4 protein-coding genes and 1 pseudogene are annotated in these 3,975 nt (G+C 74.4%); 3 read left to right on the top strand and 2 right to left on the bottom strand.

The annotated features are described in order from the left end of the window. A pseudogene (locus HW578_RS23830) lies at positions 1-260 on the top strand (hypothetical protein); the annotation flags it as partial. Further along, positions 257-2,509, top strand: a complete 2,253-nt coding sequence (gene xdhB / locus HW578_RS23825) for a xanthine dehydrogenase molybdopterin binding subunit (RefSeq protein WP_198373198.1) — start codon at positions 257-259, stop codon at positions 2,507-2,509. The pseudogene HW578_RS23830 and the gene xdhB, both read left to right, overlap by 4 nt. 58 nt (positions 2,510-2,567) lie before the next feature. Here xdhB and HW578_RS23820 read toward each other — a convergent pair whose 3' ends face one another. Then, a complete protein-coding gene (locus tag HW578_RS23820) occupies positions 2,568-3,272 on the bottom strand; it encodes a trypsin-like serine peptidase (RefSeq protein WP_198373197.1) in 705 nt (234 codons plus the stop codon). A gap of 43 nt (positions 3,273-3,315) precedes the next feature. Beyond that, on the bottom strand, positions 3,316-3,486 hold the full coding sequence (locus tag HW578_RS23815; protein ID WP_198373196.1) for a hypothetical protein: 171 nt from the start codon (positions 3,484-3,486) through the stop codon (positions 3,316-3,318). A 98-nt stretch (positions 3,487-3,584) separates the two neighbouring features. Between HW578_RS23815 and HW578_RS23810 the strand changes: the two genes are divergently transcribed. After that, positions 3,585-3,965: a hypothetical protein gene (locus tag HW578_RS23810; protein WP_198373195.1), complete on the top strand. Its 381-nt coding sequence runs from the start codon at positions 3,585-3,587 to the stop codon at positions 3,963-3,965. Positions 3,966-3,975: the final 10 nt, after the last annotated feature.

The raw sequence follows: 3,975 nt of genomic DNA, 5'->3' as shown, positions 1-3,975 counted from the left end.
GCGGCTGCGGCCCGCGCGCGGCGCGCGCGGCGGGTGCCGAGGCCACTTTGGTCGGCGCCCGCTTCGACGCCGCCGCCGCCGACCGCGCGGCGCATGCGCTGGAGGCCGAGATCGCCCCGCAGTCGGACCTGCGCGGCAGCGCCGACTACCGGCGCATCGCCATCGGCAACCTGCTGCGACGCATCGCGCTGCAACACCCGGGCGTGCCAGGAGAGGTGATGGGCGTGGCAGCGCCCCACGCGCCACGCTTCGTGGCATGACCACCGGCATCCCCATCCCGCACGACAGCGCGCTGGCGCACGCCACCGGCGCCGCGCGCTTCGCCGACGACCTGCCCGAGCCGCCCGGCATGCTGCACGCCGCGCTGGTGCTGAGCCCCGTCGCGCGAGGCGTGCTGCATGGCCTCGATGCGCCGCCGGGCGTCACGCTGCTGAACGCCGCCGATATCCCGGGTGCGAACGACATCTCGCCCTCCGGCCGCGGCGTCGAGCCGCTCTTCGCCGCCGGCGAGGTCCGCCACCACGGCCAGCCGCTGGCGATGGTGCTGGCCGCGACACGCGACGAGGCGCTGCGCGCCGCTGCCACGGTGACGCCGCGCATCACCCCGCTGCCCGCGCTTCTCGACCCGGAGGAGGCGCTGGCGCGCGAGGACTACCTGATGCTGCCGCAGGCGATCGCGCGCGGCGATGCCGCCACCGCCATCGCGCGCGCGCCGCTCACCGCCGAGGGCCGCTTCCGCGCCGGCGGGCAGGAACACTTCTACCTGGAATCGCAGATCGCGCTCGCCGTGCCGGGGGAGGATGGCGAGATCGCAATCACCTCCTCGACGCAACACCCGACCGAGGTGCAGCACATCGTCGGCCGCGTGCTGGGCATGGACTTCAACCGCGTGCCGGTGGCCTGCCGGCGCATGGGCGGGGGCTTCGGCGGCAAGGAGAGCAACGCGTCATGGGTGGCGGCCGCCGCGGCGCTCGGCGCGCGCATCACGGGACGGCCGGTGAAGCTGCGCCCGCCGCGCAAGGCCGACATGGCGGCGACGGGAAAGCGCCACCCCTTCCTGTATCGCTGGCGCGCCGGCTTCAATGCCGGCGGGCGCATCCTTGCGCTGGAGGCGACGCTGGCCGCCGATGGCGGGCACAGCCTCGACCTGACCCCCGGTGTCGTGTTCCGCGCCGCGACGCATGCGCTCAACTGCTACGACGTGCCGGATGTGCGGATCACCGCGCTGGCGCTGCGCACCGACACCGTCTCGCACACCGCCTTCCGCGGCTTCGGCGGGCCGCAGGGCGTGCTGCTGATGGAGGATGTGATCCGCGGCGTGGCGCGCGCGACGGGCCTCACGCCCGAGGCGGTGCGCGAGCGCAACTTCGCCGGCCCGCCGAACGATGCCCTCACGCCCTATGGCCAGGCGCTGGAGGGCGACCTGATCCGCCGCGTCTGGGCAGAATGCAAGGCGGATGCACAATGGGAGGACCGGCGGAAGGAGATCGCCGGCTTCAACGCCGCGCATCCCTTCCTGCGGCGCGGGCTCGGGTCCTTCGCGCTGGCCTTCGGCATCTCCTTCGGCATCCGCCATCTGAACCAGGCCGGCGCGCTGGTGCATGTCTACACGGATGGCTCGATCCGCCTGAACCATGGCGGGACCGAGATGGGCCAGGGCCTCAACATCAAGGTCGCGCAGGTGGTGGCCGAGGTGTTCGGCGTGCCGCTCGGGCGCGTGCGCATCACCGCGACCAGCACGGCGGAGGTGCCGAACACGGCGCCGACCGCGGCCTCCACCGGCTCCGACCTGAACGGCTGGGCGGCGCACAATGCCGCGCTGGCGATCCGCGAGCGCATGGCAAACGTGGCGGCCGCGCTGTGGGAGGTGCAGCCGGCCGAGATCGTCTTCGCCGAGGATCGCGTAATGGTCGCGCGCCCCGGCGACAACCGCGCCATGGCCTTCGGGGATCTCGCGCATCGCTGCTGGATCGAGCGGGTCAGCCTTTCCGCCACCGGCTTCTACCGCACGCCCGACATCCACTGGGATCCGGTGGCGATGCGCGGCGAGCCGTTCTTCTACTTCTCCTACGGCGCCTCGGTGGCGGAGGTGGTGGTGGATACCCTGACGGGCGAGCACCGGGTGCTGCGCGCCGACCTGGTGCAGGATTGCGGACGGTCGCTCAATCCTGCGATCGACCGCGGCCAGATCGAGGGCGCCTTCGTGCAGGGCCAGGGCTGGCTGACCTGCGAGGAACTGTTCTGGGACGCCGAGGGCCGGCAGCGCACGCTCGGCCCCTCGACCTACAAGATCCCGGGCTCGCGCGATGCGCCGCCGGATTTCCGGGTGCGCCTGCTGGCGGGTGCGCCCGCGCGCCAGGCGACGATCTTCCGGTCGAAGGCCGTGGGCGAGCCGCCGTTGATGCTCGCCACCGCCATCTGGAACGCGCTCGTCGACGCCACGGGCGTCACGACGCTCGACCTCCCCGCCACACCCGAGCGCGTCCTTCTGGCGTTGCGCGCCAAATGATGGCGGGGTCCGGGGTGACACTGTCACCCCGGCGGAGCGCGAGGCGGAGCCTCGCAGGCTACCTTTGTGGAATTGAGAACCCCGGCACCGCCACCCCGAGCGCCCGGCCCAGCGCCGCCTTCGCCTGCACCCCCACCACCACGTAGCCGCCGCTGCCGTCGTGCGCGATCAGCGGCGCCCCACTGCTGCCCATGGTGCCGGCGCAGTTGTGCCCGACCAGCATGCCCTGCCCGCCGAAGGTGCCCATCACCAGCACGCGGCAGTTCAGGTCCGCCACCAGCGCGCCCGGACGGTCGTGCTGCCAGCCCGGCAGGACCAGGGGTGTGCCTTCGCGAGGCGGTTCGCGGGCAAGGCGCAGCGCCCGCCCCTCCCCCATCGGCGTGTCGAGGGTCAGCAGCGCCCAATCGGACCGCCATGGCTGTTCGAGCGCGATATCGAATCCCTGGCCGGCCTGGATCGCCACGGCGCGCGCCATGCGCCCGCCGAGGCGGAACACCACCTCGCCCGGCCGGACCAGGGCGCGCCCTTCGGAATCGATCAGGCAGTGCTGCGCGGTCACCACGCTGCGCGGGCCGACCAGCGTGCCGGTGCAGCGGTTCGTGCTCGCCTCGATCTCGCCCACAGCATTCCACGGCGCGCGGTCGGCCGGCACGCCCTGGCGGGGATCGCGGGCGCCGAGGCCGGGCACCTCCTGCGGCGCGGCCGGCGCGGCCTGGGCGAGCAGCAGCGCGGCCACCAGCGCGACGCAACGGCGAGGCACCATCACGACCAGCCTGCCCGTCCCGTGGCAGGCCAGCGGCCTGCGCTCAGGTGGTCGGCGGGGCCGGCGTGCAGGATCGCGGCGGGCGCGGGATCGGCGTCGAGGGCGGCGGGGCCGGCGTCTCGGTGGACTGCGCCTGCGCCGCGCCCAAGGGTAGCGCGGCCGGCAGCACCGGGAGGGCGGCAGCGAGGGTCAGGATCAGCAGGGTTCGGCGCATGATGCGAGCCTAGGCCAATGCCGGGCCGGAATGGAACCGCGACCTTCGCGCTGGTCGCCGCGCCCCGGCGGGGCCATGCTCGCGCCATGCTGCGCCTGATGCTCCTTCCTCTCGCGCTCGGGGCGCTTGGCCTCGGCGGCTGGTGGGTCGTCAGCCATGCGCCGCCGCGCGAACCGCGACCGCGCATCGCCTCCGCCGAGCCTGCGCCGCGCCCCTCCACCTTCCTGCAGCCCGGTGCCGGGGCCGCGGGGTTGCAGACGCCCTTCGGCGACGCGCTGTTCCGCTGGCGCTGCACCACCGGCCTGCGCGAGGCGCTGGGCGAGCGGCCGGACTGGCCGCTGCGCCGCGTGGCCGGCTTCTGCCTGTGCGTCGCCGACCACATGCGCGAGGACGGGCTGCGCGACATGCCGCAGTTCCGCGGCGAGGGCCTGGCGGCCGCGCTCGCGGCGGCCGAGGCGCGGCTCTGCCGGGCATCGTGAGGCTGGCCGT

The organism is Roseomonas rosulenta (assembly GCF_016106005.1).
Taxonomy (GTDB): Bacteria; Pseudomonadota; Alphaproteobacteria; order Acetobacterales; family Acetobacteraceae; genus Neoroseomonas; species Neoroseomonas rosulenta.
The sequence above is the reverse complement of the archived record's forward strand: the minus strand, read 5'-3'. Positions and strand labels throughout refer to the sequence as shown.

What these genes read in the sequence shown, in the direction of transcription:
- xdhB (WP_198373198.1), top strand. Translation starts at nt 257, where the DNA reads ATGACCACCGGCATCCCCATCCCGCACGACAGCGCGCTGGCGCACGCC.
- HW578_RS23820 (WP_198373197.1), bottom strand. Translation starts at nt 3,272, where the DNA reads ATGGTGCCTCGCCGTTGCGTCGCGCTGGTGGCCGCGCTGCTGCTCGCC.
- HW578_RS23815 (WP_198373196.1), bottom strand. Translation starts at nt 3,486, where the DNA reads ATGCGCCGAACCCTGCTGATCCTGACCCTCGCTGCCGCCCTCCCGGTG.
- HW578_RS23810 (WP_198373195.1), top strand. Translation starts at nt 3,585, where the DNA reads ATGCTCCTTCCTCTCGCGCTCGGGGCGCTTGGCCTCGGCGGCTGGTGG.